Origin of the sequence: Nocardia sp. NPDC049220 (assembly GCF_040647855.1) — a bacterium.
GTDB lineage: Bacteria > Actinomycetota > Actinomycetes > Mycobacteriales > Mycobacteriaceae > Nocardia.
On the sequence record NZ_JBEZDA010000017.1, the window covers coordinates 1 to 24,629 of the forward strand.

Below are 24,629 nucleotides of genomic sequence, written 5' to 3' on the forward strand. Positions count from 1 at the left end.
GATCTCACCCAACAAGAACGACCAATGCGTCGGAAAGACCTTGTTGATCGACCGCTTGACGAACGCCGCGGCACGATACCGCTCATCCGCCTCATTGGCCTGTGCACCAATTGTGCGACTTAGTTGGGTAGTCATGGTCGACACCCCGCCCTGGTGAGAGTGCTATCCGTTCTACTACGGACGGTAGCAGAAGAAACGAGTCGAATCGAGGGGTTGCTGTGGTGAATTGTGGAACAAGATCATCCATATTTCTCGGCGTCGACGAATCACGCCGAAATCATGGTCGCTATCGTCCACGTGTGAGCGCCATGGCACCGCAGGACGCGATGATCTACTGGCTGTCGAAGCGCACGCGCAACGACCAGTTTCTGCTGTATTGCTTTACGGACGGTGGGCGACCGACCGAGGAACTGCGGGCCTCGGTCGCCGAACGCAGCGCACGGATCGTCGATCTGCGGGTCCGGCTCCGCGAACTGCCCGCAGATCTCGATTACCCGTCTTGGGTGCCCTGCGCATTCACTGCCGAGCAATTCGTGGAGCATCGACTGGCGAAGCCCGATTGGTCGCATCTGCTCGACGTACTCGGGGACGTGCTCGGCACCGGGATGGACGCGGCCGTGCGTCCGTGGCGGTTGCACGTATTCCGCGGGATCGTCGACGCGCCGGGCGCGGGGAAGGGACCCGCCTTGGTCGCGGTTTTGCAGATGTCGCACGCGCTGGCCGATGGACGACGCGCGTCGGCTATCGCGCGTGCGTTGTTCACTGAGCCGCAGGTGGCGGACGGGTGCGACCGCCGGCCTGTGCCAGGCGGCGACGGTATCGCCGAGGCGGTCGCGCACGATTCGCGCGGTTGCGTGGGTGCTGAGCGCGTAGTGGTTGGAGGTAGCGGCGGCGCGGCGGGTGCGGACGGTGTCGATCCCACAGTGGTGGACGATCGGCCGGAACCAGGCGCCGCCGGACGGTGCGGCGTCGTACCGACGCAAGCGATGTCCCCGTTGTTTGCTCAGGGACGTCAGGTCGGCTCGGTGGCGGTCGCCGGTGCACTGGTGATCGGCTCCGCGGTGTCGGCTCGCCGGCAAGCGATCGGAAGATCGACATGCCGCACTGGGGCATTGATCGATTCGGCGCTGGGTCTGTTGTGTCTACCGGTCCGTCTGGCGTCGACTTCCGTGCGCGGCTATCAAGCTTTCCAGGCGCAGCGTCGCTTGGCGCACTTGACCGATACCGGTCGATTGCCGCCGCCGGGCCCGGAGTTCGCGCCGAGTGCGGTGAATCGAACTACGGCGCACGGAGTCGAGCGACATCAGGCGCGGATGATCGTGCGTTCGGCCGAAAGCATGCGGATCCCCGGGCGCACCGTGACCGTTGTCATGCTGACTGCGGTGTCGCTGGCGCTGGGTCGATATCTGACGCATCGGGGTGAACCGGCGCTGCGTCTGGGTGCTCAGGTACCGATGGCGCTGCCGGAGCTGTCCATCGGGCGGGAGGGCGATCCGCGCAACAATTACCGCAGCCTCGGTGTGGACCTGTTCGTCGATGAGCCGGATTTGCGCCGGCGCGCCGACAAGATCGCCGCGGCGCTCACCGCGCGCCGCCTCCGCGCGCGGCACCCGCTGCTGTCCGCGCAGGATCGGGTCACCGCAACCGTCCCCGCTCCACTGCTGCGCCGCGACATCGACCGCTATCCCCTCGACACCGTCCCCGACTCGATCGCTGGCCACACCGTTGTCTCCAGCGTCCACCGTGGCCCCGCCGATCTCACCTTCGGTGATGGCCGCGTCCGGTTCAGCGCGGGATTCCCTGCCCTCGGCTCGGTCATGCACCTCACACATGGTGTCCACGGCCTCGGCGATACGGTCACCATCTCCGTGCATTCCGACCCGGCAGTTCTCGCCGACGTCGACTTCTACACAGCTCTACTCGCCTCGGCGCTGGACGAGGTCGCCGCCGCCCACTGAACGCGCGACACGGCAGCAGGGGTGCCGTGCATACTCCGGGAGCAGCGACCTTCGGGGTGCGAACAGCGGCGAATCAAGCTCGCGCGAGGGTCGGTTCGGAGGTCGGCGAATGGAGATCGGCGGAGATCTTGATTTCCAGGTCTACCCGGGTTGCGTTGATGACGGAACGTTCTTCCTCGACGGTGTTCTCGATTGCTCTCGACCACAGTGCTTGAATCTCCGCGATCTCCTCCCCGGTGGCCTCGCTGTCCAGCTCGATCCGACGCCGCTGCACGGTGATATTCAGAGCGGCGGTGAGGGTTCGCATCAGGTCCTCGCAACGATTCGGGACCCTACGATGCGCGAGCACGCGGAGGCTGCTGATGAATTCCCGTGCCGCAGAGATCGTCTGGAGCACGTCCTGGCTGATCGGATCCAGCTCGTCGACATCCCAGCGGTCGCAGGCCAACAGCTGTCGACGGACATCGGCGGAGGTCGACACCACCGAAGAGGCTGCGGCCAACACGGATTCGCGCCGCCACATGTCGTGTTCGCGGCGACCCGCTGCCGTGTTCGTCAGTTCCACATTCCGCTGCGCCGCGTCGAGTGTGACCCGGCTCCGCTCGTCTGCGGCGTCGAGTGTGACCCGGCTCCGCTCGTCCGCGGCGTTGACTGCCGCGCGATTCGTGCGGTTGTTGACAAGAACGCCGACCAACGCCGCGACCGCGACGACGAGGGAGGCGAGGAGCGGAAGCCACTGAGTCACGGGGAGATCATCGCATCGAGATCGCCACTGGCACAGTATCGATCGGCCCCGGCGTCGAATCATGGTGTTTTCGCGGAGGTATGCGTGTCGAACGGTGGAGCCGCTTTCGTCCAAGATTTCGGCCCATGACCTGGCTTCGCGCGGTCTCAATCGTCGCGGAACGGGATATGACACCGGCAGAGTGCCGGTAGCCGATCTGGATCCTCCGACGCCACCATGAGGGTGCCGATTGCCCGCTCCGCGCCTGGAAACAGTACCAACCTGCGGCACTGCGCCGAACAGAAGATTTGAAACGATTCTTTTTCGCAGGTGAACCAGCTACCCAACGGATCGACAATGGTGGTATGACGACGGTGCTGCTGGGCGGCGACGTCATGCTGGGGCGGGGTGTGGACCAGATCCTGCCGCATCCTGGCCGGGCGATGCTGCACGAACGTTGGGTCGATGATGCGCGGACGTATGTGGAGTTGGCCGAACGTGTGCACGGTCCGTTCGCCCGGCCCGTGGACTTCCGGTGGCCGTGGGGTGATGTCCTGCCGATCCTTGCGCAGGTCGACCCAGAGGTGCGGTTGATCAACCTGGAAACCGCGATCACCGCCGATGGGGTATTCGCTCCAGCCAAAGGTATCCATTATCGGATGAACCCGGACAACCTGCCGGTGTTGACCGTGATCGCACCGGTCGTGTGCGCGCTGGCCAACAATCACATTCTCGATTTCGGCCGAGACGGGCTGGCGGACACCGTCGGAGCGCTCGATGCGGCGGGCGTCCACCGGGCTGGCGCGGGAGCGGATCTCGACCACGCCCGAACCCCCGCGATATCCGTTCTCGACGACGGGCGCCGGGTGGTGATCGCCGCGGTCGCGGCAGGATCGAGTGGGGTTCCGGCGTACTGGGCGGCGGATCATGGTCGACCCGGATTGTGGCGGGTCGGTGCTTCGCCGGGCGCTGGTGCCGCGGAGGACGTGGCGGCACAGCTGCTGGCGCACAAGGGTAGTCGCGATATCGCGATCGTCTCGATCCACTGGGGCCCCAACTGGGGTTACGAGGTGGCGCCGAGTGAGACGCAGTTCGCACATCGGTTGATCGATGCCGGAGTGGACCTGGTGCACGGCCATTCGGCACACCATCCGCGGCCGATCGAGATCTATCGGGGTAAACCTATTCTGTACGGCTGCGGTGATGTCATCGACGACTACGAGGGAATCGGTGGTCACGAGCGGTATCGCAGCGATCTTCATCTGCTGTATCTGGTGTCCATGGATCCCGGTGACGTCGAGGTGCGCATGATTCCGCTGCGGGTACGGCACATGCGCCTGGAATCGGCGGCGCGCAGCGAATCCCGATGGCTGTGCGAGACGATCGAGCAGATCAGCCGTGGTTTCGGCACCCGCGTCACACCGCGGCCCGACGACCTACCTCTGGTGTGCGGCGTCGCACGACGCTGAGCTGGCGGTACATGCCGGTCACGAACCAGATCCGCCCGGGTCATCCACGCGGAGTGAACGCATCCGCCTTCCGGCTAGGTAGCCGCCATAGGTACTTCCTCGGTATCTGCCGATGCGAGACGGCACGCCTATTGGCCGAGTATTTCTCATTGTCGAGTTGTGTTTCATGATCGGAAGGATCAACGGATGCCACGCGGACGCTCAGGTGGGCAGGTGCGGTGTGCCGCCGGCTCATCTGCCAGGCCGACGATCGCGGTTGAGGTGAGACGCCGATGAGCGGCGTGAGCGCATTGCGGCGGGGGCTGTGCCATATCCGGGTGCGGTTCGCGCGTCCGTCGCTGGAGTTGGACTACCAAGACGACCGCGAGGTGGCCGACCGGTTTGCCGCGGTCGCCCATAAGGTCGGCGCGGATGTCACGATCGATGACGAACTGCGCGATAGTCGGCCGCCGCTGCCATGTCGCGGACTGTGGACGTGAACCGTCGACAAGGCGTTCGAGCACTGGCGCCGCGCGATGTGCTGGCATCAGAGTAGCGAGACCTGATCAGCGCACCGCGGTAGACATGCGTCGAGCGTGCCAGGCGGTCGGTGCGGCGGACACAGCAGAACGAGCGCACCCGTCCGCCGCTGACCCCTGGCACGTGCGCTGACACCAGTGACGCGCACAGACCCTCTCGCTCGACGAGCGGCGCTGGTCGGGGTCGGCCGATTTCGCAGATCGCGAGCCTCTGGGTACCGATTTGTCTGATCGCGCCGGTCGGATCCGCGTGATCGGGTGATCTGCGGTGATCAGCGATGTCTCCGGACGACTACGCTCGGATGTTATGTCGGCGATGCGCCGAGAACGTGCCAGGGGGCTGGTGGCGGCAACGGGTGATTTCGTTGGTCGCGGTCCGCAGCTGGACAAGATCACTACCCTGCTGCTCGGTTCGGCGCGGTTGATCACATTGATCGGGTCGGGCGGGATCGGCAAAACGCGACTCGCTACCGAGGCCCTCGGCCGATTCCACAAGACCAGCGGCACACCGGTGTATTGGGTGCGATTGGCGCGGCTGGCCGCTGGGTGCGATATCGCCGCGATCGAGGGCGAGATAGCGCGTTCGGTGGTCGATGCCGACCGCTCCGCTCGGTCCGGGTGGGAGGGGTTGGTCGATACGTTGACCAGGACGGACTCGGAGGGCCGGGCACTACATACCGTGCTGGTGATGGACAACTGTGAGCATGTTCTCGACAGCGCCGGTCGATTGATCACGGAATTGCTCGAGGCGGTGTCGGGATTGACCGTCGTGGCGACCAGCCGCGAACCGATCGGGTGGGTAGACGAGCACGTCGTCGCCCTCCCCCCGCTGACACAGCAGCAAGCTCTGACATTGTTCCGGCAGCGCGCCGTACTCACCGACCATCTGATCACCGAGACCGATGACGTGGCGATAGCCGACCTGATCTGCCGTCATGTGCACAACCATCCGCTGTATATCCGGTTGGCCGCGGGGCGGCTACTGCGGCAGCCATTGGCCATGATCCTGCAGGAACTGTCCGGAGAGGCGACCGACAAACGGATGCAGTGGTCGCATGGGCCTCGGGTGGGTGCCGAACCGCGACACCAGGGAGTCCGCAATGCCATCGCCTGGTCCTATGACTTGTGCCAGGACAAGGAACGGCTGCTGTTGGAGCGCATGTCCGTCTTCGCCGCTGGATACGACACCAACCCGGAAGACGACACCAACTCGACCAGTTCAGCCCTGGACATCGGCGCCGATCTGGCAGCCATCGAGGTGGTCTGCGCCGATGATCCGGCAGCCCGACAGGATTCGGAACACGGAAAGCCAGCCGTGACCGTGGCCACCGAAGAGATCGAAGACCTGCTCGAACGGCTCGCCGACCAGTCGTTGGTCACCCGGCACATCTCGGCGTCCGAGGTGCGGTACTCGTTGCTGGAAAGCATTCGAGTATTCGCCCAACAGCGGTTGAAGGAACGCTGCACCGGTGCGGTCGACGAACCAGCTCGGCTCGCCCGGCGGCACCGCCGATACTATCGCGACAGAGTCGTTCAGTTGCAGTTGAGTTGGTTCGCTCCCGCTGATCAGAACTGGGCCCACGGGGCGTGGGACAACATCATGACAGCGATCGAGACCAGCCTGACCTCGGGTGAGCCGGCGCTTGGTTTGGAGATCGCCGCAGGGCTGATCGTGTTCCCGCTCCGCAAGGACTCACCCCGAGAGATACGCCGCTGGACCGAGCGCACACTGCAAGTCATTGATGACTGGACGCCACAGCCGACCGAACTCCATATTTCCGCGATGACCTTGCTCGGGTGGCTTTCCATGTTGCAGGGAAGGACTGCGGATATCGACCGAATGCTGGATAAATGTGTAGCCGCCTGTATCGGTGACCCGAACACCCGACAGAACTGGCGGCAGTCCCCGAACACCGACATCGGCCTCCCGGCTCCCGTCGAATTCCTGTGGGGAGCCACTCTGGGGTTCACCCATCGCGACTCGAGCGCCCTCACCGTATTGGCACGGGCTCGCGAGAAGTTCCGGCTTCTCGGTGAGCCGGGTAGCGAGGCCAGAAGCGAACTGTACGAGGCATTGTGCGCCAGCATGCTCGGATCGACCCAGCAGGCCCTGGAGGTCACCCGGCGACATCTCGATCATGCGAGCGCGTCCGGATGGTGGGCGAAGGCGTGGGCAGAGATGGCAAGGGCGATCGCGCTGACCAAACACGGCGATCCTGCGCAGGCATTGTCGCTCGGCCGCACCACATTGGCCCACCAGGTAGCCGCGCTCGACGTGTTGGGCGCAGCGATGGCGGTGAATATCCGAACGTGGGCATTGGCGCAGATCATCACCGATTCGACCGCGGCCGGCAGTACCGACCCAGGTCGGCTCGACGCGATGGCCATCGAGATCGCGCAACTCGCCGGCGGGGCCACAACGCTGCGAGCGGGGTTGAGTCTCGATTTGGACGATCTCGCGGTCCTGGCCGCTGAGAACCACAAGGCGATCGATGTAGCCCGGCGGGTGCTGAGGCCCGGGGCGTTCGCCACCGCCTATCGGCAGGGGTGCTCATTACGTCCCGACCTGCATGAGGTGCAGAGCTTGGCGCTGGGCACACTGTCGATCGGCACGATGCCACTGGACCGCCCCGTCACGACGGCCACGTCAGCACACTGGGACGAACTGTCCGCCGCCGAGCAGCAGGTCGCGACCCTGGCCGCGGCAGGATGGACGAACACCGCGATCGCGGCCTACCGTGGCAATTCCTCCAAGACCATCGACGCACAGATGGCCAAGATCTTCCACAAACTGATCATCACCTCCCGCGAAGACATCATCGGATTCGTTCCCGAAGGCCAACTCGGTTCGGTTCGGCGAGAGGCGACCAGACAGCCGGACCGCAGCAGGCGACGACCATATGGGCCGAGGTCGCGGTGATCGGCCGGTATCGACCTTGATGTCGCGGAATCCGACCTACCGCTCGTGGCGGCACCCGCGCGGCGGATTCAGCCGGCCGTGCGGTAGTCGTCGGTGGTGGTCGGCAGGCGCCGGCAGGGCGGATCAGCTACGCGAAGGGCGGTTTTCGCCAGGGCTGATCGCGGGTGGCACGCGACGAACTCGGGAAGATCGACGGGGTATCCGATGGAATCCCTTGCGGTGCTTGCAGGGAGTCGCGAATTCTCATACTCGGCAATTCATCACCTTCAGAGGCTGCGCCAGTCGTATGCGCCGACATCCCCTCAGACGGTCCATAGACCGCCGATCGGGGGCAGTGAAAACACCGCCCCCGATCAGAGGTTTCTATGCGGAGGATAGGGGATTTGAACCCCTGAGGGCGTTAACCCAACCCGCGTTCCAGGCGAGCGCCATAGGCCACTAGGCGAATCCTCCGTGCAGCAGCATACCGGTAGCCCCCCTCTGCTCGCCAAATGCCCCCGGGGGACCGGGAGAACTGCCAGGTCGGGTGAGGGGGGCCTCCCCGAGGATGGGGTTTTGCCCGGAAGCCGCTACACTGGCCAACGGATCCCGCGCGGCGCGCATCCTGTGAACTCCCCCAGGGCCGGAAGGCAGCAAGGGTCAACGGGCTCTGCCGGGTGCGCGGGGTCCCCTTTTTTTGAGGGCTCGCACCGGCCGATAGCCGGCGGTCGAATAGCGCCTCCAATTCCGAGCAACGTACGGGTAACGTGAACAGCGTCCGCGGATGCGCATGCGTCCGCACAGACACCTGTTCGGCCGCTGCCGCACATCGGTCCGGCCAACCCAACCCCTTCGCTGCTTCGAAAGGCTGCCCAGGATGCCCCGGCAAACGCAGATCGGTTTGATGAGCCACGAGGAGCTCGTGTCCGAACACGAGATCCAGTCCGCGAACTATGCGACGCTCCAGACCGAGAAGCTCACGCTGGATCTGACCAGGGGCAAGCCCGCACCGGAACAACTCGACCTCTCCGCCGCGCTGTTGACGCTGCCCGGTGCCGGCGACTATCGCGACGGTACCGGCGTCGATTGCCGCAATTACGGTGGCCTGCACGGTCTCCCGGAACTGCGCGCGATCTTCGGTGAACTGCTGGGCATCCCCGTGGACAACCTACTCGCCGGCAACAACGCCAGCCTGGAGCTGATGCACGACGTGATCACCTACGCGATGCTGCACGGCACCAACGATTCCGAGCGCCCCTGGGCTGCGGAGGGCACTCTGAAGTTCCTGTGTCCTGCCCCCGGGTACGACCGTCATTTCGCGATCACCGAGGCGCTCGGCTTCGACATGATTCCGATCCCGATGCGCCACGATGGCCCGGACACCCACGCCATCGCCCAACTGCTGGCGAACGACCCGCAGATCAAAGGTCTGTGGGCGGTGCCGAACTATTCCAACCCGACCGGTGTCGTCTTCTCCGAAGACGTGGTTCGGGAATTGGTTTCGATGCCCGCCGCGGCGCCTGATTTCCGGCTGCTCTGGGACAATGCCTACGCGGTGCACCCGCTGACCGATACCGCGGCGCCGGTGATCGACGTGCTCGGCTTGGCCGCCGCGGCCGGTAACCCGAACCGTCCCTTCGTGTTCGCCTCCACCTCGAAGATCACTTTCGCGGGCGCGGGCGTCAGCTTCATCGGTGGCTCCACGGCGAACCTCGACTGGTACCTGGGCTACGCGTCGAAGAAGAGCATCGGTCCGGACAAGATCAACCAGCTGCGTCATCTGCGCTTCTTCGGGGATGCCGATGGCGTGCGCGCCCACATGCAGAAGCATCGCGCGATCCTGGAGCCGAAGTTCGCCTTGGTGCTGAAAATCCTGGAGGACCGGCTCGGCGCGTCGAAGGTGGCGTCGTGGACCGAACCGAAAGGCGGCTACTTCATCAGCCTCGACGTGCTGGAGGGCACGGCGGCGCGGGTAATCGCCTTGGCCAAGGATGCCGGCATCGCGCTGACCGCGGCGGGCTCGGCTTTCCCGAACCGCAACGATCCGGAAGACAAGAATATTCGGATCGCACCGAGCTTCCCGAAGCTGCCTGAGCTGGAGAAGGCGATGGACGGCCTGGCCACGTGTGTACTGCTCGCGGCGTCGGAGAAGCTGCTCGGTAGGTAAACGGAGACCGACTAGCGCAGCGCCCGGCACGGAAATCCGTGCCGGGCGCTGTGCTACTCGGTCTCCAGCAGCGTTTTCAGCCGCGCCAAGTCGACGCGGTTCGCGCGCCGGATCACCGCTTTCAGTATCGGCGCGGCGAACTGTCCGAATCCGCCCGGTTCGCCGCGGTTGCGCAGCGTCATCCTGGTGCCGCCCCCGGGAGTGTCTGCCCAGGTGTAGGTCGTTTCCCGCGGAGGCAGTCCCGCCACGGTGCGCATCATCAGCCGCTCGCCGGGCGTGTGGTCGACAACCTCGTAGGTATAGGCAAGTCTCCTACCGAGAAAACGGGCGACGAACACCATCCGGGAACCGACGCGCAGCGGTGGGTCGGTCTGCCAGGTCACGCCGCAGATTCGGGCGTACCAGACGGGAGCGTTCGTCGGGTTGCCGGCGAACGCCGCGACCAGCTCGCGCGATCGGTCGATCGTGACCTCCGTCAGCACGTCGACGGCCATCGGCCGATTCAGCGCGGCTTGTGTGCGAGAACCCCGAACATGGTGACCGAGAGGTGGATGTCGCCGCTGGCCGCTCCCGCCTCGAGGTCGGCGAGCAAGCGATCACGCTGTGCCTCGGTGATCACGCCGCGCGCGACCGCCATTGCCGAGATCCTGCTGACCAGCGATCCCGCACCGACGCTGCGATCCTGAACCAAGGCGTGTGAGCCGATATCGTCGACCACCAGACCGGCCTGGGTGAGCAGGCCGGGGAGGCGACGCCCGGACAGCGGATTGGTCGTCGCCGACACCAGGGTGTCGACCACCTCGCGGACGACCTGCCGGTTGCCGGGATGCACGATCGCGGTACCCCAATCGCTGTCCACCACGACGACGCGTCCGCCGGGTCGCAGCACGCGCGCGATCTCGTTGGCCGCGCGGGCGGGGGCGGTCAGGTGCTGGAAGACGCGCTCGCACAGCGCGGCGTCGAAGCTGTCCGCGCCGAACGGCAGACCATAGGCGTCGCCGGAGTGGAACTTGGCCGTGGAGTCGGCCTGGGCGGCGCGGCGTTCCGCGGAGGCGAGCAGGTGTGGGTCCGGCTCGACGCCGACCGCGCTGCCGTTCGGACCGACCGCTTCGGCGAAGGCAACGACCTCCGTGCCGGTGCCGGAGCCGATATCCACCGCACTTTCCCCGGGCCGCAGCGCGAGCGCTTCGTGCGCCCAGGTGCGCAGTCGGCGGATGCCGGGCAGCGCGGCCTGTAGGTCGCGCACGTCGACGAGCTGGTCTTGGCCTGCCCGGTCGAACCGATCGGGGCGCGCAGCGTAGGTATTCATGGGCCCGTGTCCATCCCTGGCCATTGTGGCGGGCGGCGTCGCCGTCGTCTGAGGCATGGCCTGGAGCCTACGCGGGGAGTTGACTACTCGCGCGTACGGTATGTGATTCGAGTCACTCTCGATCGGTGCGTTTGATAAGCCGGCGCGGTCGGCTAGTCGGCGCCAATGAGATGATCTCTCTCATTCGGAGTGCACGATCACGGGAGTAGGAGGTAAGCGATGAGTCGCAAACTTTGCCTGGCGCAAGACGCCGAGGCGGACGAATTACTGACCGAGGACCACTTCGCCACCTTGCTCGGGATGCTCCTCGACCAGCAGTATCCGATGGAACACGCCTTCCGTGGCCCGAAGAAGATCGCCGACCGGATGGGCGGCTTCGATATCCAACGCATCGCCGAGGCCGACCCGCAGGAGTTCGAGGACTTGGCCGCGACTCCACCGGCCATCCACCGCTACGGCCGATCGATGGCTCGGCGCGCCCAGGAGTTGGCCCGGCACGTCATCGAGAACTACGACGGCGAGACCGAGAACATTTGGACAGACGGCGCCCCGGACGGTACCGAGGTGCTGCGCCGCCTGAAGGACCTGCCCGGTTACGGCGAGCAGAAGGCCAAGATCTTCCTCGCGCTGCTCGGCAAGCAGCGCGGTGTGCGGCCGGACGGCTGGCGTGCGGCGGCAGGCGCGTACGGCGAGGAGGGGTCACGTCGGTCGGTCGCGGATGTGACGGATGCCGAATCCCTCGCGCAAGTACGGGAATTCAAGAAACAGGCGAAAGCAGCGGCCAAAGCGAAGTAGCGCGACTGCGGTAATTCGCGGTTTTTGGAATCCCCCTGCGTATTTTCTCGTTCTTCAGGAATTTCTGTTCGATGCTTTGCTCGCACGGCTCGACCTGAGATGCGGGATGGCAAGACATGAGGATGAGGAAGTTCGAGGTGGCCGCGGCGCTGGTTACGGTGGTGACCAGAGTAATCGCGGTACCGCCGGTGCCGCGCCCACAGCGGAGAACAGCGAGGGCGCAATCGATTTCACCGCGCAGGTGAACGATCCCAAGGCGGTCATCGAAACCGACGCAGGTTCGTTGGTGGTCGAGGATGATGCGCTCGAGGTGAAGGCGTCCAACAGCATCGTGCTCGCGGCCACTCCGCAGCGTTTCGATGGGACGACTTCCAATTCCCCATCGCCGCACTAATTTCCGGACACACCACGACACCGACCCCGGTGTTCGACTGGGAGCGCGCCGTTCATCAGCCGGTCGCGCTGCCCTTCGAGGACAAGGCGCCGTAGCGAGTGCGACCGCGATGTGGCCGCCTGGACCCGTCCGACCAGCACGATCGCCGCTGGAGCGACCATCGGCACGCTCGTCGGCGGCCGTACCAGTGCGGCCGTCGGCTGCGTCCTCGGTGGCATCGCCGGTGCCACCGTGTCCGCCGCCGCGATCGTCGGCCTGTTCGGCGCGTTCCTGCCCGGGGCGGTGATCGGCTGTATCGGTGGCGTCATCGCGGTCGGCGCGCTCGGCACCCCGCCCGGGCAGTTGCTGGTGACCGCACCTGTGGCGATCGGTGCGGTGATTTCAGTACCTCACCACGATCGATCAGACGTTCGTCACGCCGAAGTAAGCCTTCGCCGGAGAAAGATCGCGCACGGCCGCCCCCCATGATCTGGCAGGGTTTTCTCGTATGTTGTCGCAGGGGTAAACAATGTGCGTATGCACACAACCGCGAGTCGGGGCTTGGTGCGTCGCGGATATCGGTGTTAATTTTATCGACATGTCTGCCGTGCGATCGAACACCCTGCGGGTCGCTTATGTGACCGCCGCGCTGGGTCTGCGGCTGCCATTGACACGCGAGCTGTGTTGCGTCTCTTGCTGCGGCTGAGCTGGGTTTCCAGCTCGTTTGCTGCCTCGTCGCCCATGTAGGCACGTCCCGTTCGAATACGGGACTTCAGCAAGGATCTGCACAATGTCTGTTCCTACCCTTGAACGATCCGTCTCCAGGGTTACCGGTCGCGCCCGAGTTCAGCGCCCTGTGATCGCTCCCGAACTACGCATCGCCGACAACCCGGCGGCCGCGGTCCTACGCTCCGCAACCGGCGGACCTGTTTCACGCGACAATGTCGCGCGCGCAACAGGTTTGAGCATCGCGACGGTCAATCGCCAGGTGTCGGCGCTGTTGGCCGTCGGTCTACTGCGCGAGCGACCCGACCTGACAGCCGCAGGTGCGGTCGGGCGCCCCCGGGTTCCGTTCGACATCGACCACGAGGCCTATCTGACCATCGGCATCCACATCGGCGCCGCGGTCACCAAGATCGTCGCGGCCGATCTGCGCGGACGTATTCTCGGCGGCCTCGCCATCGCCACCCCGCAGACCGGACAGGAATTCGCCACCACCACCGTCGCCCGCAGCGCCAAGGCGTTCTTGCAGCGCTGGCATCGGCGCAAGGCGCTGTGGGCGGGCGTGGCGATCGGTGGCCGCGTCGATCCGCTCACCGGCGTCGTCGACCACCCCAAACTGGAATGGCGTGGCGCGCAGGTTGGTTCGGTCCTCGGCGAAGTGCTCGAGCTGCCGGTTTCGGTGGCGCCACACGTCGAGGCGATGGCCGGCTCCGAGCTGTTGCTGTCGATTTCCGACCGGCGCGATCAGGCTCGCGCGGAGAACGGCAGCAGCCTGTATTTCTATGTCCGCGAAACAGCCGGCGTGGCGGTGACTTTGGATGGTCGCGTGCACACACCGAGTAACGGTCCCGGCTCGATCGCGCACCTGCCCACCGGGTCGAATGTCGAATGCTCGTGCGGACGGCGCGGCTGCCTGGAAGTGACCGTGTGTGATCGGTCGCTGCACTCCAGAGCCGTCGGTCGCGGGATCATTCCGGCGCACAATGGCACCGCCGGATCTACCATCGCGGATCTGTACCGCGCCGCGGAGGCGGGCTCGGAACCAGCGCGCGAACTGCTGGTCGAGCGCGCCACGATCCTCGGTCACACCGTGGCGATGGTTCGGGACATGCTGAACCCGGATCGCGTAATCCTCGGCGGCCAGGCCTTCACCGGCTACCGGCCGGCCATCGCACATGTGGCACGTGCGTTCAATCAGAGTTCTACCCTGCCGCCGACCGACATCCGGATCAGCGGATTCGGCGGCAAGGTGCAGGAGTTCGCCGCCGTGGTCACCTCGCTGAGCGTCCTGTATGCCGACCCGCTTGCCGCGATTCGGCGAACCTCGGTGGCCGACTGATCGATGCGACAAGGGCGGTCGGTTACAGCTGCCGACCATCCTTCTCGCCGTGCGTCCGCGGAGCTAGCGGTGCGGGTCTCCAGCGGTAGCGAACAGACCTTCCAGCGCGGTGATGAAGAACGGAAAGTGTCCCGCGAATCGCTGGAGGTTCCGCTCGCGGTCGAAGCCGCCGAACCAGTAGAGGCCGGGCTGGGAGTCGGCGGACGGGTTGAGGTCGCGGAAGGCGCGAATCCAGTTGTCGGCGCGGCCGCCGATCACCATGAACGGCAGGGCGCGGGAGAACACTGTCTCCTGGTCGATCGGCGGGATCTGTTCGCGCCGAGTGGCTTCCAAGCCTCGCTGCAGGGCGCGGATCTGTTTGGTGAGTGCCAGCCCGCGCGCGGTGCGTACCGGCAGGTACTTCGGTAGCAGCAGGGCAGCGACACCGGCGAGCGCAATGGCAATACCCACCAGGGCATGTCCCGCGGTGAGCGCGAGGGCGAGGGTCGAGGCGATGCCCGCGACGACCAGCGCGCCGCCCAGCCACACCGCGATGCCAGGGCGGCTGCGATCGGTGCAGGTGCCGCGGGCGACCGCGTCGGCGCGCAGGGCGGACCGGACCGAACCAGACTGCACACGGCCCGGCTTGCGCAGGTCGCTGACGGTCACCGCGTTGCTGCCTTCGGGCAGCAGTGCCAGATAAACGGCCTTCTCGTAGTCGCGCAGCTGGTCATCGGGTGTGTTCACCCGGTTGATCCGCCAATCCGCATCGCCGAGTGGTGTGACCCAGATATACCGGCGCACAGCGAGATCCACCACGGTGGCGGCGATGTCGACCGGGTCGACCTGCCCGTCGAGCAGTAGGCCCGCCTCGCCGGGCAGCACCCCTTCGGGTGAGGTGAACTGTACGCGGTCGCCCTCCCGCAGCAGCGGGTCGATCGTCTCCGAACCAGCGCCCGCGGCGGCGTCCTGGCGCCGGGCCCAGAATACGAAACCAACCAGGCCCGCCAGTGCGAGCAGTAGCGCGCCGAATGCGACGAGCACCGGCGTGGTGACCCCGAACGCCCCCGTATGGCCGCTGTCGCGCACGTCGGCGTTGCTCGGCACGGTGCCGGGCGGGAGTTGCAGGGTCAGATCGATCGCGTCGCCCTTGTGTAGGTCGGTCTGCTCGAGGAAGAGCACACCGTCGGGCTCGATCCGGACGTCGGCGCACGGTCGAGTACTGCCGGGCGGACCGAGTGTGCAATCGACGATGCCCATTTCGAAGCTCGGGCTGATCAGCGAAGCGCTGATCGCGGCGATGTCGGTATTGAGCACACCGAGCCAATGGAACATCTGGGTGCCCGGCGCGTCGCTGACGGTGTTGTGCACCGAATACTGGAAGGTGGACTCGCCGGGACGTGCCTCTATGGTGAACTGGTCGTTCGCGACCGTCGCCGTGCCGGCACCCTCGGTACCCACGTCGGTGACTCGGAAGATCTGCTCGGCGCTGTCACTCACTTGCAGCCGCAACGGGAGCGACATCCGGAACGAACTCTCCGGCGGGACAGCTACCCGCTCGATCACTTCGAGGACGCCTTCGCGGCTGAGTTTCACATCGGCGGTGATGGTTACGCCGCTGGGTGCGGGCTCCGCATGAGCGACCGGGGCACTCGCGAGCATTCCCACGGCGGCGAGAAGCAGCGCGGGTACGGCACCCCCCCGAAAAGTCAGCATGGCTGCCTACTCTAGACAGCTTGCTATTCTGCGTCAGCGGCTGTCGGCGATCACTGAGACGAGGGGGTACGGGGGCGTGACACAACCACCGTACGGATACGGACCGGTTCCGCATGGCGGGCGCCCGGTTCCACCTCCGCCCGGTTATGGTCCGCCAACGGGGTACGCTCCGCCGCCCGGTTATGGTCCGCCGCCTGGTTATGGCCCGTCGGCGGGATACGGTCCGCCGCCGGCGTTTCGCCCGCAGCCGCAGCCGATGCCGTACGGTCCGCCCGGTCGTCGGCCTTATCCGCCACCGCGCAATCGTGGCGGTGGTACGTGGGTGACTCTGCTGATCATCATTGTGGTCCTCGTCGCCGGAGGACTTGTGCGCAACGCCATTTCGACCGGACGGAACGATAGCGGTGCTACCGGGCCGCAGCCCACCTTCACCTTCGACTCGCAACCCGACGGCGCGACAGTTCCCGCGGAGACCGGACGAAATCCACTGCTCACGAATCCGAACGCGACGTTGGTCCCGGCACGGTGCGCCTACTCCGCGTGGGGTACACAGGTGGACGTCGCGCGCAAGTTCTTCGAAACCGCCGCTTCCTGCCTGGAAGCGGCGTGGAAACCGCTGCTGGGGAAGGCGAATCTGCCGTTCCAACCACCCGCGTTGAATGTCAGCGCGACCACGGCGGGCATCACCACGCCGTGCACCGGTTCGACCAGCAACTTCGCCGCGTTCTACTGCCCGGCGAACAAGACCATCTACCTGCCGATCAGCCAGCTACAGACCGACTATTTCAAAGACAATTGGGTGGTCTACCTTTCGGTATTCGCGCACGAGTACGGTCACCACGTGCAGGCGATGTCCGGCATCCTGCGCAAAGCGAACAGTGAACGAGCCGATGTGGGACCGCGCAGCACCGTGGGGTTGGAACTGTCACGCCGAGTCGAGTTGCAGGCCAACTGTTTCGACGGCATGTACCTGTCGTCCTCGGCCGGTGGCGGATCGCTGACGAACCCGCAGCTCACCGTGGCCCGCAAGGACGCGTACGGTCGCGGCGACCAGGCGGGCGACATGCGCGACCACGGCACATCCGAGAACGGCGGCGTGTGGTTCGAGACCGGTCTCGACGAAAACCTTGCGGCCCAGTGCAACACGTTCACCGCGTCAGCCGACGCGGTCGGCTGACGCGGCGACCGTCCAGCCGGTTCCTGCGACACACCTGCGCGAACAGCACAATCACGGCGACCGCGCGGGCCGGCACCAGACGCAATCGGCCTTCCTGCTTCCTGCTGGCCGTGCGGGCGGCCGAGGTGACCCGCACCGGAACTGCGCATCGACCACGTCGAGTGAATCCGGCCGGTCGAGCGGTCGAAACGCGCGGAATCCGGATCAGGGCGGGGGCTCGGTGCGCCGGAGGCGGTCCAGCCAGATGGTCACCGTTTCCGGCGTCGGCGGGTCTTCGCCGATCAGGTCGAGCACGCTGAATCCGATGCACGCGGCGCCCATCACCCGGTTGGCGACCGCTTCCCGATCGCCCCAGGGTAGATAGGGCTTGGCGATCAGCAGGGAGGCGATGCCGTGGGCGACGGACCATAGTTCCAGCACGATGGGCAGCGGGTCGCGCGGGGCCATTGTGCCTTCGTCCATGCACGTGCGCACGGTCCTCGCGAAATGCTCGAACGCGCCACTGGTGAGCACTTGGTCGATCGCACCCCCGGTGTCGGTGGGCGCGGTCGCGAGCCGGTATTGCTCGGGATGTGCCAGGGCGAACCGGACATAGGCCATGCCCTGATCACGCAGCTGGGTCATCGGCGAGGTCGCGGAATCGGTGGCCGTCCGCAAGGCGTCGGCCAGATCCTCGAACACTTGGGCCACGACAGCTTCGATGAGCTCGTCCTTGTCCGCGAAGTGCCGGTAGATCGATGGCGGGCTCACTCCGACCAGCTCGCTCACCGCGCGGATCGACACCGCGTCGGCATGACCGGTGCGGGTGAGCAGTTCGGCCGTCGCGCGCAGGATCTCTTCGCGCAGTCGGGATCCGGAACCGCGCGGTGATCGTGGTCGGCCGGACCTGATCATGCGCGTCCCGCGGGTTCGAGATCGCGAGTATCGACAGTACGGTCGGCTTCGGTCATACCGATCTTGGCGTGCAGGCGGGCCAGTGGCTTCGGCGCCCACCAATTGGCCGGGCCGAGCAGCCGCATGAGCGCAGGTGCGAGTAGCCCACGGATGATCGTCGCGTCGACGAGCACGGTCAGGGTGAGACCGAGACCCATCATCTGCATGAACGACACCTTCGAGGTGATCAGGGCACCGATCACGATAGCCATCAGCACCGCGGCCGCCGTGAAGATTCGACCGGTGCGGGCGACACCGATGGCGACCGCGCGGGTGTTGTCGTGGCAGAGGAGCCATTCCTCGCGCACGCGGGAGAGCAGGAACACCTCGTAGTCCATCGACAGTCCGAAGGCCAGACAGAACATCAGGATCGGCATGGTCGGCACCAGGTAGCCCACCGCGGTGAACCCGAGTAGGTCCGAAAGGTGACCTTCCTGGAACACCCACACCATCGCGCCGAAGGCCGCGGCCAGAGAAAGCGTGTTCAGCACAAGCGCTTTGAGGGGTAGCACGACGCTCCCGGTGAACAGGAACAGGACGACGAAGGTGGTCAGTGCGATCAATCCGCCCGCGAGCGGGAGCCGGGCGGACAGCGCGGCCAGCGAGTCGGTGTTGATCGCCGCGGCGCCACCATAGAGCGCAGGTCCCGGCGCGGGTATCGCCCGGATCGCTTGCAACTGACGGTCACCCGCGGGAGAGAAGGGGTCGAGCTTCGTGGTGACGACGAGATATGTCCCCATGTCGGTGGCCATTCCGGGCGGCGGCGCGGCGAGACGAGCCCCGGAGACAAAGATTCCAGCACTGGACAGCACTGCGGGCACCCCGTCGACCCGGGACAACTCGGCAGCGTATCCGCCGATCGTCGCGGTGTCGCCGCGGTAGCCGTCCAGCACGATGGTCGTGTTGGCGGCCGGGTCGGCCTGCGGGAATTCGGTGCGCAACGTGTCGCCGACCTGACGGCTGGTGGAGCTGATCGGCAGCACGCGGTCGTCCGGATAACCGAACTTCATCGAGAGGAAGGGGGCGCCGAGCGCGAGCAACACCACGACGATGACGATCGTGACCGGCCCCGCATGCCGCATCACCGCTAGGACCGTCCGGTACCAGCGGGTCTGCTCGGGGGCCTGCGGACCCGGCGCGGGGGCGTCCCGGCGCAGCACGCGCCGCAGCGGGACTCGTAGATCGAGCGCGTTCACTCGCGGGCCGAGCAGCACGAGCGCCGCGGGCAGGATCAGGATCGAGGCGGCCGCCGCCGCGACGACCACGGCGACGCCCGCATAGGCGAAGGACTTGAGGAAATACAGGTCGAACACGCTCAGCACGGCCATGGAGAGGGCGACGGTGAGCGCGGAGAACAACACGGTGCGCCCCGCGGTCTGGACGGCGCGGATAGTGGCACGGGTCGGGTCGAGGCCGGCAGCGAGTTCCTCTCGGTAGCGGCTCACGATGAACAGGCTGTAGTCGATGGCCAGCGCCAGCCCCAGGGCCGACGTCATGTTCAGCGCGTAGATCGAGACGTCGGTGAACAGTGTGAACAGGCGCAAAATGGCCAGCGTCGCCGCGATGGCGAACAGACCGATCGCCAGCGGCAGCGCGGCGGCGATCAGGCTGCCGAACACCAGGATCAGCACGATCATCGACAGCGGCACCGCGACGCCCTCGGCGAGCGCGAGATCGCGCGTGGTCTGTTCGGTCACGTCGTGGTAGATCGCGGCGATGCCGCCCTGGCGGACCGTCACGCCCTCGGAGGTCACGGCGAGTTGGTCGGTCAGTTCGCCTGCGATCTGCTGGACATGGGACTCGTCACCGGTGAGGTAGGCGAGCACGAGGGCGTTCTTGCCGTCGGTGCTGCGTAACGCGGAGGCAAGGGTGGGTGGGGCGGTCCAGTAGGACTGGACGCCCTGCACGTCCGAGCGGGCTTTGAGAGTGTCGGCCACCCTGAGGCCCGCCGTTTTGGTGGCGGGATCGTCCGCGCCGGCGTCCGAGCTGACCAGCAGCACGAAATTGGGTGCGGCTCCGCCGAAGTTGTCGGCCATCAGTCGTGCTACCCGGGTGGACTCGGCGTCGGCGGAAGTGAAACCGCCGGACTTCAGGTGCGTGGCCGCCGTCGCGCCGAAGATGCCGCACAGCACCATGATCGCGATCGCGACCACGAGCACGGCGCGGGGTGATCGGGTCGCGAATCGGGCAATCCGGGTTAGCATCGGGTGCTCCGATCGCTAGGTTAACGTCGTTATGATAACGACGTTAACCTATGAAACCCGCCGCGTCGAGGGGTACGCGATGAAGGGTCAGGCACGCGCCTTGCGGATCGCCCGCAGGCCTCTACGCCCGGGAATCGGCAGGTCGTCGCGCATGGCCACCCACTCGGCGGTAGTCAACCACAGTTGCTGGGCGCGGGCGTCCGCGGTGTTGTGGAAGATCCGGCGGCCCCGATCGTCGCGCAGTTCCTGTGCGACGACCGACCAGCGCGGCGGCCGGCCGTGCTCGTCCAGGTAGTCGCCGAGGTAGGTCGCGACCGCGGTGCCGATGGTGTTCACCGGGCGAAGTGACACTCTGTTGCCGTACTGGGCGGCATGGAAACGCCGTGCGGCACATAGTGATCCCGGATTCGCATTGGAGGCGATCCAACCCGCGCGCTGCGCCCGCTCGATCAACCAGAGGTGCTTGAGCGCCGACGGCGCGATACTGCCGATGCGAGTGTGGATCAGTGCCATGATCTGTTCGGAGCACAGGATGTCGCGGCGGGTCGGGCCGATGCCGTGCGCGGTCCAGTGCGAGTCGGCGAGTTTGGCCAGCACCCGGCCGAAGTCGTCGATGCTGCGTTGAGCGCGCCGCCCGAGCCGCTCGATGCGCTCGGCCTCGCGGCGCATCTCGTTCTGGGCGGTCAGGGTGCGGATAGCGGCCATGGTCGGGACCTGACCGCGTTCGAGGAGCTCGAGGATGGCGGCGGCGGTGGCCGGATCGGCCGCGGCGGTCACCGGCAGGGAATCACGCTTGATCGCGAAGTCTTCCGGGCTGATGGCGCGACTCAACAAGGAAACGGCGCAGTGATCGCCCGCGAAATCGGTACCCGACAGCCAAGCTGCGGCGATGTCGTCACACGACACGGTGGAAGTTCCTCCGGTGGAAGTGTGGAATTGGCGCTGGTCACCCACAGGCCGAACGTGTTGGTTGTGCCCCGGTCGGGATGAGGGACCGGCCGGGGCCACCAACCTGATGAAGGTTTGGCTACCGAAGTTGCCGATTGCCACGTTAGCCAGACGATTGCATCGTGTCATGCATGGTGACGGTTTCGTTATGTCCACAAAGTCAGGACAAAGCGGGGTATACCTCCGTATTTCTCGCGTCATGTGGAGGTATGGGGGGTAAATCTCCCGGTTCGGTCGGCATCCATCTGTAATTGCTCGGGCGTTGCCATTTCGCTTGCCGTGGAATGGCGCCGAAGCGGCCATTCCGTCGGCAGTGATCTATGTCACATCAATGGTCGATGATTCACCCCCGCGCCGTAGCGCCGGGACGGGAATGTTCTTTGTCGGTCGCCGCCGGTAACCTCTGGCCGTGGCTCTGTACCGGAAATACCGACCGGCAACATTCGCTGAGGTGGTGGGTCAGGAGCACGTCACCGACCCGCTGAGTGTCGCGCTCGACACGGGACGGATCAGTCATGCCTATCTGTTCTCCGGTCCACGGGGCTGCGGCAAGACGTCCTCGGCACGCATCCTCGCCAGGTCGCTGAACTGTGTGCAGGGCCCGACCTCGGCGCCATGCGGTGTCTGCCCCTCCTGCGTGGCGCTCGGTCCCGGCGGGACGGGCAATCTGGACGTGATCGAACTCGACGCCGCGAGCCACGGCGGCGTAGACGACACCCGCGAGCTCCGTGACCGTGCTTTCTACGCCCCCGCCGAGTCCAGGTATCGGGTCTTCATCGTCGATGAGGCGCACATGGTGACCACCGCGGGCTTCAACGCTTTGCTGAAGATCGTCGAGGAGCCGCCCGCCCACCTGATCTTCATCTTCGCGACCACCGAGCCGGACAAGGTGCTACCCACCATCCGCTCGCGCACCCATCACTATCCGTTTCGGCTGCTGCCGCCGGCCACCATGCGCGGGTTGCTCGGCCGGATCTGCGAGCAGGAGCACGTCTCGGTCGAAGAATCGGTGTACCCGTTGGTGATTCGCGCGGGTGGTGGCTCGCCCCGCGACAGCCTCAGCGTGCTCGACCAGTTGTTGGCGGGCGCGGGCGCCGAGGGCGTCACCTACTCCCGCGCGGTGTCGCTGCTCGGTGTCACCGACGTGGCATTGATCGACGACGCGGTCGAAGCACTGGTCACCGATGACGGCGCGGCGCTGTTCGGCACGGTGGACCGGGTGATGGAGGCGGGGCACGACCCGCGCCGCTTCGCCGCTGATCTGCTCGACCGTTTCCGCGACCTGATTCTGCTGCGCGCGGTACCCGACGCCACCGATCGCGCCCTGGTCACCGGCCCCGGCGATGTGCTCGACCGGATGCGCGGACAGGCTGGGCGCCTCGGCGCGGCCACCTTGACTCGCTACGCGGAACTGCTGCACGAAGGTCTCGGTGAGATGCGGGGCGCCACCGCGCCTCGACTGCTGCTCGAGGTGGTCTGCGCGCGCATGCTCCTGCCGTCGGTCTCCGACGCCGAATCCGCCACGCTGCAACGCCTGGAACGCCTGGAGCGCGGGCTGGCGAGCGGCTCGCTCACCGCCGCACCTGCCGGATCGTCGGAACCCGCCGCGGCCCCCCATTCCGCGAGCGGGTCGTCGTCCGCACCGGCGCGTCGCCGCGGCGCGGAGGCGTTGGCCGCTATTCGCCGGGATAACCAGGACATCTCGCCTGCCGGTTCGGGCGCCGCCACCGGGTCTGGGCTGGCCACGTCGGCAGGTGCTATCGAATCCGGTGCCGTGTCCGCCGGTGGTGGTGTCACGTCCGGCGCAGTTTCGGCTGGCGGCGGATCACCGGCCGGTGCAGCGCCAGTCGGTGATCGGTCTGCTGAGCGAAGGGATGATCTCGACCGGGGCGAGGCTGGATCCACGCAGGTCGGTATCGAATCCGGGGCATCGCAAGCACGGGTCGAGAAGAGCGCTACCGCCGCAGGCGCACCCTTCGAGCCGGGTTCGTCGGCTGCCGGGCCGCACGAGTCGATCACAGCTCCCGGCGCAACGGGCGCCGGAAACGCGCTCGGGTCGACCGGGTCTGGTTCGTCGGGCCTGTCCACGGAGTCGATGGTCAGCCGACCGGGGTCGCCGGATGGTCCCGACCCGCTCCCCGATTCCGTCCCCGAAATCGCCGGAGAGCGGACCACCGGATCGGCTCCCGCCGAGTCCGTATCGGGCCCGGATCGCCGTTCTCCCGCCATCGTCGATCCGAAAATCGCAGCGGCACAGTCGCTTTCCACGGGAGATGCGTCCGTATCTTCCGTAGCCGACGCGGCAGGGCAGATCGTCGCGTCGGTTACTCCGCGGACGGCAGAGTCGAAGGTCGCGCCGGAGGCTCCGGCCGACTCGTCGCGCTCAACCGGAGAGTCGGCCCGGGTCGCAGCGGTCGACGACGTTTCGCCACACCAGCCGGCAGTGCCGGAACCAGCGGCGCAGCGCGATGACCTGCTGCGTGAGGTGGAAAACGCCTGGGGTGACATTCGCGGCAAGGTGCGCGAGTTCGGCGCGGCGGTGCAGGCGATGCTGGCCGGCGCTTCGGTATCGCGCATCGAGGGCGATGTCATCGTGTTCACGCATCAGCACGCGCCGCTGGCGCAACGCCTGTCGGATCCGCGGAATCTGGAGGCGGTGCGGTCGGCGGTGCGTGCTGTCCTCGGTCGAGACCATGAGGTGCGCTGGGAAGCGGGTGGCGTCGCGCCGCGGTCTGCTCCGGCGCCTCGGACCGGCGGCGTGGCGAACCGTTCGCGCGGATCAGCGGGCGGCCAGGCCGCCGGACGTGAATCAGGCAACGCAACCGGACGGGCTTCGGATGCTGCTACGCCGCCGCGCTTCTCGCGCCCGAGTCAGGCCGCGGGTGCGGACCGGGCGCCCGGTACTGGTCGATCGCGCCCGGGTCGTTCCGACGGGCGTCCGTATGGGGGCGAAGACGATATTCCGCCGCCTGACTACCCCGATCTACCGGATGACCCCGGCCCGACCGACTCCCCGCCCTTCGACGCCGCTTCGAGTGGCAATGACGCCGCGACCAGCAGGGCGTGGGACAACGACGGCGTCGTTCCCGCCTCGACGCCGGAGGAAGAGCGGGAGATGATGGCCGCCGCCGCCGATCCGGTCGCCCCCGGAGACCGGCGTGACCCGGACGAGGTCGCTCTCGAATTGCTGAAGAGTGAGCTAGGTGCCACACGTTTGGACGGTTGACAAGTACCGCTCCAGCGACGTTAAGTTAACCGGAGTTCGCAACATCGCGGTAGTATGAACGGGTGGCCGTGAGCTGCGGTGCGACGACGTTCTATGGTATGCCCAGACGTACGGGCAACCGGAAGGTACGTCGACCGTCGCTCGCCCTGTTTTGTACAGCGTCAGGACGGTC

Annotated in this window: 16 protein-coding genes, 1 tRNA gene, 1 other RNA gene and 1 pseudogene; 11 read left to right on the forward strand and 8 right to left on the reverse strand. The window is 66.4% G+C overall.

Annotated features, from left to right (window positions below; translation table 11 throughout):
* Window positions 1-299: 299 nt before the first annotated feature.
* Complete coding sequence (locus AB0C34_RS26375; protein WP_357078340.1) at window positions 300-1,958, forward strand: wax ester/triacylglycerol synthase domain-containing protein; 1,659 nt, start codon at window positions 300-302, stop codon at window positions 1,956-1,958.
* Window positions 1,959-2,031: 73 nt separating this feature from the next.
* On the opposite strand, the gene AB0C34_RS26380 is transcribed toward AB0C34_RS26375, so the two are convergent.
* On the reverse strand, window positions 2,032-2,703 hold the full coding sequence (locus tag AB0C34_RS26380; RefSeq protein WP_357078342.1) for a hypothetical protein: 672 nt from the start codon (window positions 2,701-2,703) through the stop codon (window positions 2,032-2,034).
* Window positions 2,704-3,047: 344 nt separating this feature from the next.
* Here AB0C34_RS26380 and AB0C34_RS26385 point away from each other — a divergent pair, with 344 nt between their 5' ends.
* From AB0C34_RS26385 to AB0C34_RS26395, 3 genes are all read left to right on the forward strand, one after another.
* Window positions 3,048-4,151, forward strand: a complete 1,104-nt coding sequence (locus AB0C34_RS26385) for a CapA family protein (protein WP_357078345.1) — start codon at window positions 3,048-3,050, stop codon at window positions 4,149-4,151.
* A 272-nt stretch (window positions 4,152-4,423) separates the two neighbouring features.
* Window positions 4,424-4,630 (forward strand): hypothetical protein, encoded by a 207-nt coding sequence (locus AB0C34_RS26390; RefSeq protein ID WP_357078348.1) that lies wholly within the window; start codon window positions 4,424-4,426, stop codon window positions 4,628-4,630.
* A gap of 346 nt (window positions 4,631-4,976) precedes the next feature.
* Window positions 4,977-7,589, forward strand: a complete 2,613-nt coding sequence (locus AB0C34_RS26395) for a LuxR C-terminal-related transcriptional regulator (protein ID WP_357078351.1) — start codon at window positions 4,977-4,979, stop codon at window positions 7,587-7,589.
* Window positions 7,590-7,957: 368 nt separating this feature from the next.
* Here the strand turns inward: AB0C34_RS26395 and AB0C34_RS26400 are convergent.
* Window positions 7,958-8,042 (reverse strand) — tRNA-Ser (locus AB0C34_RS26400).
* A gap of 127 nt (window positions 8,043-8,169) precedes the next feature.
* Between AB0C34_RS26400 and ffs the strand changes: the two genes are divergently transcribed.
* Window positions 8,170-8,264, forward strand: an RNA gene (gene ffs, locus AB0C34_RS26405) — signal recognition particle sRNA small type.
* A 181-nt stretch (window positions 8,265-8,445) separates the two neighbouring features.
* Window positions 8,446-9,735 (forward strand): aminotransferase class I/II-fold pyridoxal phosphate-dependent enzyme, encoded by a 1,290-nt coding sequence (locus tag AB0C34_RS26410; protein WP_357078354.1) that lies wholly within the window; start codon window positions 8,446-8,448, stop codon window positions 9,733-9,735.
* 53 nt (window positions 9,736-9,788) lie between these two features.
* Here the strand turns inward: AB0C34_RS26410 and AB0C34_RS26415 are convergent, their stop codons facing one another.
* Both AB0C34_RS26415 and AB0C34_RS26420 read right to left on the reverse strand, forming a co-directional pair.
* On the reverse strand, window positions 9,789-10,229 hold the full coding sequence (locus AB0C34_RS26415; protein WP_357078357.1) for an SRPBCC family protein: 441 nt from the start codon (window positions 10,227-10,229) through the stop codon (window positions 9,789-9,791).
* An 8-nt stretch (window positions 10,230-10,237) separates the two neighbouring features.
* A complete protein-coding gene (locus AB0C34_RS26420) occupies window positions 10,238-11,044 on the reverse strand; it encodes a methyltransferase domain-containing protein (RefSeq protein WP_357078360.1) in 807 nt (268 codons plus the stop codon).
* 219 nt (window positions 11,045-11,263) lie between these two features.
* Between AB0C34_RS26420 and AB0C34_RS26425 the strand changes: the two genes are divergently transcribed.
* From AB0C34_RS26425 to AB0C34_RS26435, 3 genes and pseudogenes are all read left to right on the forward strand, one after another.
* Window positions 11,264-11,839, forward strand: a complete 576-nt coding sequence (locus AB0C34_RS26425; RefSeq protein WP_357078363.1) for an HhH-GPD-type base excision DNA repair protein — start codon at window positions 11,264-11,266, stop codon at window positions 11,837-11,839.
* 116 nt (window positions 11,840-11,955) lie between these two features.
* A pseudogene (locus AB0C34_RS26430) lies at window positions 11,956-12,660 on the forward strand (hypothetical protein).
* A 342-nt stretch (window positions 12,661-13,002) separates the two neighbouring features.
* Entirely contained in the window at window positions 13,003-14,274 is a 1,272-nt protein-coding gene (locus AB0C34_RS26435) for an ROK family protein (protein ID WP_357078366.1), read from the forward strand.
* 63 nt (window positions 14,275-14,337) lie between these two features.
* On the opposite strand, the gene AB0C34_RS26440 is transcribed toward AB0C34_RS26435, so the two are convergent.
* On the reverse strand, window positions 14,338-15,969 hold the full coding sequence (locus AB0C34_RS26440) for a DUF2207 domain-containing protein (protein ID WP_357078368.1): 1,632 nt from the start codon (window positions 15,967-15,969) through the stop codon (window positions 14,338-14,340).
* Window positions 15,970-16,291: 322 nt separating this feature from the next.
* Between AB0C34_RS26440 and AB0C34_RS26445 the strand changes: the two genes are divergently transcribed.
* Complete coding sequence (locus AB0C34_RS26445; RefSeq protein WP_357078371.1) at window positions 16,292-17,146, forward strand: neutral zinc metallopeptidase; 855 nt, start codon at window positions 16,292-16,294, stop codon at window positions 17,144-17,146.
* Between the two features lie 204 nt (window positions 17,147-17,350).
* Here AB0C34_RS26445 and AB0C34_RS26450 read toward each other — a convergent pair whose 3' ends face one another.
* From AB0C34_RS26450 to AB0C34_RS26460, 3 genes are all read right to left on the reverse strand, one after another.
* Complete coding sequence (locus AB0C34_RS26450) at window positions 17,351-18,040, reverse strand: TetR/AcrR family transcriptional regulator (RefSeq protein WP_357078374.1); 690 nt, start codon at window positions 18,038-18,040, stop codon at window positions 17,351-17,353.
* Window positions 18,037-20,283: an MMPL family transporter gene (locus tag AB0C34_RS26455; protein ID WP_357078377.1), complete on the reverse strand. Its 2,247-nt coding sequence runs from the start codon at window positions 20,281-20,283 to the stop codon at window positions 18,037-18,039. Before AB0C34_RS26455 ends, AB0C34_RS26450 begins: the two co-directional genes overlap by 4 nt.
* A gap of 87 nt (window positions 20,284-20,370) precedes the next feature.
* Window positions 20,371-21,189: a hypothetical protein gene (locus AB0C34_RS26460; RefSeq protein WP_357078380.1), complete on the reverse strand. Its 819-nt coding sequence runs from the start codon at window positions 21,187-21,189 to the stop codon at window positions 20,371-20,373.
* Between the two features lie 451 nt (window positions 21,190-21,640).
* On the opposite strand from AB0C34_RS26460, the gene AB0C34_RS26465 reads away from it, so the two are divergent.
* Entirely contained in the window at window positions 21,641-24,457 is a 2,817-nt protein-coding gene (locus AB0C34_RS26465) for a DNA polymerase III subunit gamma and tau (RefSeq protein WP_357078382.1), read from the forward strand.
* The last annotated feature ends 172 nt before the right edge of the window (window positions 24,458-24,629 follow it).